This window comes from Tunicatimonas sp. (genome assembly GCF_049647865.1).
Classification (GTDB): Bacteria; Bacteroidota; Bacteroidia; order Cytophagales; family Cyclobacteriaceae; genus Tunicatimonas.
In genome coordinates this window covers 1-4981 of the sequence record NZ_JBARYM010000497.1, presented here as the reverse complement: position 1 = coordinate 4981, position 4981 = coordinate 1, and the positions used below count along the sequence as shown (strand labels likewise).

Below are 4981 nucleotides of genomic sequence, written 5' to 3'. Positions count from 1 at the left end.
GCTGGAGAATGCTGTTTAAGCTGCGAGTAGTTCCTTCCAAATTAATAACGGCTGCCGAGATTGAGCTGGTATCTCCTACCAGGGTGCCAATAATATTAGACATATCTGATTGGTCACCTGCTCCTAAAATCTGATTCACTCGGGTTAGGGTAGAATCCAACTTCTCGACAATAGGTAGAGCTTGCGCCTGTACCTGCTCTACAATACCCTGTTCTACATTCGATAGCAAGGTATCACCATCGTTAATTGGTTGACTAACGTCACCCACCCTTAAATACAACGCTTTACTTCCTAGCAAATCGCTAGATACTAGCGATGTAGTAGCTCCTTTACCCAGTAATATTTTCTCATCAATGTTCATGGTAACCAACAAAAAGTTACCCTGGTCTTGCATGAGGTTGATACTCATTACTTGACCTACCTTGTAACCATTAATCATTACAGGATTAGAGGGCGTAAGTCCTTCGATATTATCGTAAACTACGTAGTAGGTATTGAAACGCGAAAAAACTTCGGTACCTTTTAAGAAGCGAACCCCGGTGAAGAGGATGACCGCCGCTACGATAGCCAACAGTGAGACTTTTAATTCTTTGGATAATTTCACGAATAAAAAATGTTTACGTCAAAATTTTTTGTGAAGTATTGCGAGAGCTTATCTACTTACATACTGAATACCACTTCATTAAGTTTAGCGGATTCGCTAATTATCCAGTTAATTTGTCTCTAATTCATTTTTATAGTCTCGAATAGCCCGAAAAATACCCGAAGCAATGTAGGTTTGCCCTAATTCATCGTTAAGGTATTTTTCTTCTTTAGGGTTGGTTAGATAACCTGTTTCTACTAATACACTCGGCATAGAAGTACGCCAAAGTACTAAAAACCCAGCCTGTTTCACCCCTCGGCTACGCCGCCCCACTCGATGCTTAAACTGCGACTCAATTTTATCGGCCAGCACTAAACTGTTCCCCAAATACGCATTTTGGTATAGTGCAAACAAAATATGCGATTCGGGGGCATTCGGATCATAACCCGCGTAGCGTTCTTCAAATTCTTCTTCCATTAAAATTACCGAATTCTCCCGCCGAGCTACATCTAAATTATCTTCCACTTTGTGGGTTCCCATTACGTAGGTTTCGGTACCGTGGGTTGCTGAACTGCCTGGCAAAGCATTGGCATGAATAGATATGAATAAATCAGCTCCATTTCCATTCGCAATATCCGCCCGCTTCTCTAAGGGAATAAAGTGATCATCGGCCCGGGTGTAAATTACTTCTACGTCGGGTAAGTATTCATTAATGGTTTCCCCCAGTTTATGCGCAATATTGAGCGCTATATCTTTTTCATCAGAAAACACTCCACTGGTGCCTGGATCTTTCCCCCCGTGTCCCGCATCAATCACTACTTTCTTTACCTGATATTGCTTTACTCCTACCGTACTAAAGGAAGCCATCAGTAGTAGGAGCGAAAAACAGGCGATGCATATAATATTTCTCACCATGCTTCGGTTGTTTAGGTAACAAAGCCTACTTTTGTGCAAACATGCCACATTTTCTTTAAAACGTAAAAATACATTGCATTATTTACAATACGCATGTATTATTTGGCTAGTATTTGGCGTAGCTACCAATTTACGCGCCCAAACGCCCGAAGACCCGTTCCCCACTGCCGACACATTGGGGATTTTAGGGCCGAACGATACTATTCCGCCTAATTTATTACCTCCCCTCGACACGGCTACCCTAGCCGCCGATTCAGTGCTGACTGATAGTATAACGGTGCAACAGGAGGGTGATATAGAAACAACAATTACCTACGATGCCGAAGACTCTATTAAATTTGATGTAATCAATCAAGTTATTCTTCTCTACGGCAATGCCACTATAAACTACGGAGAAACCTCGCTACAAGCCGATTATGTGGAACTAGATTGGATTAACAATATGCTAATGGCCCGAGGGCGGGAAGACTCTACCGGACAAGTTACGGGCAAACCCATTTTTAAAGACGGAGGTGAAGAATACCAGACCGAAGAAATTCGCTATAACTTCGATACCCGCCGGGCGTATATTTCGGGAGTGCTCACCCAGCCGGAAGGACAAGGTGCTGGTTATGTGTACGGCGAAACGGTGAAGAAAAATGAGCGTGATGAGGTATTTATCAATAAAGGTTGGTACACCACTTGCGACTGCGAACCGGGCGAAATTCCTGATTTTTATATTCAATCCAAGCGACTAAAGGTAGTGCCGGGTAATCTGGTAGTCTCTGGGCCATTTAACGTAGTGATTACTGATATTCCTACTCCGCTGGGGCTTCCGTTCGGTATTTTTCCTATGCCCCGGGAGCAAAACTCGGGAATTATTATTCCGCAGTACGGAGAGGAACAGCGGCGGGGTTTCTTTCTGAGAAATGGAGGCTACTACTTTGATATTAACGAATACGTGAACCTGACTTTATTAGGTGAAATTTATTCCAAAGGAAGCTACGGGTTCACCGTAAACTCGCAGTACCGAAAACGCTACGCCTACAATGGTGGCTTAGATTTCCGGTTCAACCAGCAGCGGGTAGACCCGGATAGTGAAGATTCGGAAGTAGCCCGCGACTGTCGGATTAAGTTCCGGCATGATCCTCAAGCCCGGGGGGTAAGCCGATTTTCGGCTTCCATTAATGCGGCTACTAGTACGTACAACCAAAATAACCCTTCGCTTAATGTGCAGCAGAACCTGAATACTACGCTTAGCTCTAGTGTGCAGTATTCTACCGCGTTTCGCAATACTCCGTTTAACATGGCCCTCAGTGCCCGCCATAATCAGAACTTACTTACCGGAACGTTTAATGTGCTACTGCCCGATATTTCGGTTAACATGAACCGGATTTACCCATTTCAGAATATTGCTAAAAGGCGCACTGGGTGGTTGGCCAAAATTAACGTTGGCTACCGGATGCAGGGGCGTAATGAGTTTACTAACGAACGAGTGCGCCCACCTACTGGAATTCCTGATGATCAGATTACCGGTTACGATCCAATACTGGGTGATAGTATTTTGGCGATAAACGGAGATAATCTCCCTCAGATTTTGAGGCGGACCGAAACCGGAATGCGCCACACCATCCCTATTTCTACTTCGTTTAACGTACTAAAAAATATTACGGCGTCACCTTCATTCAACTATGAAGAGATTTGGTACCTAAACAAGTTTGCTTACAACGATGACGATCCCAATAACATCGTTATTGATACTTTACAAGGATTTCACCGGGTAAACTCCTGGAGTGCCAGTATGAGTTTTAGTACTCGGATATACGGTACCGTTCCCTTTAAAAGAGGTGGCAGTATTCAGGCAATTCGTCATACTATTATTCCCTCTATTAGTATTGGCTACACTCCCGACTACGAAGGTGTATATTACGACAATGTACGGATTGGTCCCGAGCTAGACTCTATCAGTGACCCACTTTGGCAGGGCCGCGACCGAAACCTAATAAATGTCCCCCTGTACGACGAACGGGTGTACCGGGCCCCTAATGCTGGAAATGCTGGATCTGTTGGCTTTTCGCTGGGTAACAACTTAGAAATGAAGGTGCGGGACAAAAAAGATACCACCGATGCTGAAAACGCTACCAAGAAGATTCCGATTTTTGAGAGTTTACAGCTTAGTACCAGTTATAACTTTGTTGCTGACTCGTTTCGCCTAGCTCCCTTAAATATTTCGGCCCGAACCCGGCTACTCGACGGAAAAGTATCGATCAACGGCGGAGCTACGGTAGACCCTTACCTGTATATTCCCGATCCGCTTAACCCGCGTGATACTACCACTCGGGGCGAAATCTTTGAACGATTCGTTAAGTATGATCAGTACGCTTGGCAACGAGATCTTGCTCCTATAGGTGAAGGTAACGCCGACGCAATGCCTGATTTTAGTCTGGGTACCTTGTCTCGAGCTAGCTTTAATATTAGCACTCGATTGCAACCTAAAGCTAAAGAAAACAAAGAAGATGAGGTAGACCCTGAAAATGACGTGGACCCTACGGTAGACGAATTGAATCAACTAGAGCTAGTAGGCCCCGCCTTTAATGATTACGCTGATTTTGATGTAGCGTGGAGTCTACAGTTGCGCTATGCCTTCAACTACCGCCGAGACTTAAGAAAGAAAGTCATCGAGCCAGCTCGGCGGGAAAATGACTTTGCTCCCGAACCAACCGCCAGCCCCTTTACTCAATCGTTACAGTTTTCGGGCGATGCTAATCTTACTCCTAAGTGGAAAGTTCGCTTTCAGTCGGGCTACGATTTTGAGCGAGAAGAAATCACCCAAACTAACGTTACGATTTTCCGCGATCTGGACTGCTTTGATTTTCGCTTTGATTGGGTTCCTTTCGGACGGTTTACTTCCTACTACGTGCAGATCAACGTAAAATCGTCTATGCTCAGCGATCTGAAGCTCCAACGCCGCCGGGTATGGCGAGATTTTTTCTAATAAGAGCCGTTTTAGCATGAGCAAAATTGTACGATTTGTTAGAAAAGGGGTTTGCTGTCAACTAATCACGTTAAGTGCTCTATCGATAGCTAATCAAGAAGGAATAGCCCAGCCGGGTGCGGATATGGCCCAATCGTCGCCACATCGCATTGGTTTACAGGTTGGCTACCAAAGCTACGCCACTTCCGAGCCTATTCTCTCGCCGTTTCACTACCGGGGAAATTATCTGCTTTGGCAACCCTCGTACACCTACCGAGGCCAACAGCACTACCATCGGTTTCAACTATCGCGGATAGAAGATGAGCTAACGTACACTGCTTCATTTGATGAATTTGGCAGACAAAGTTACGTAGACTTACTAGGGTGGCAGTTACAGTATACTTTGCTGCGAAAAATAAGTAAATTCAACCGCTGGACACTTTGGGTGGGAGGTACGCTGGAAGCTACCTACTTTGACAAAGAAATCTTTCATATCTACGATTTTATTGATGGGCGAGCGGCCTATGTAT

The 4981-nt window shown here is 44.8% G+C and carries 4 protein-coding genes; 2 read left to right on the top strand and 2 right to left on the bottom strand.

From position 1 onward, the window contains the following. Together WBA23_RS14745 and WBA23_RS14740 are read right to left on the bottom strand one after the other, a co-directional pair. On the bottom strand, positions 1–604 hold a 604-nt coding region (locus tag WBA23_RS14745; protein WP_424583045.1), incomplete at its 3' end, for an MlaD family protein. Between the two features lie 108 nt (positions 605–712). After that, positions 713–1498: an N-acetylmuramoyl-L-alanine amidase family protein gene (locus WBA23_RS14740; RefSeq protein WP_424583044.1), complete on the bottom strand. Its 786-nt coding sequence runs from the start codon at positions 1496–1498 to the stop codon at positions 713–715. Positions 1499–1571: 73 nt separating this feature from the next. Between WBA23_RS14740 and WBA23_RS14735 the strand changes: the two genes are divergently transcribed. Together WBA23_RS14735 and WBA23_RS14730 are read left to right on the top strand one after the other, a co-directional pair. Next, positions 1572–4472 (top strand): putative LPS assembly protein LptD, encoded by a 2901-nt coding sequence (locus tag WBA23_RS14735; protein WP_424583043.1) that lies wholly within the window; start codon positions 1572–1574, stop codon positions 4470–4472. A 16-nt stretch (positions 4473–4488) separates the two neighbouring features. After that, positions 4489–4981 (top strand): hypothetical protein (locus WBA23_RS14730; RefSeq protein ID WP_424583042.1); only part of this gene is annotated, 493 nt, incomplete at its 3' end.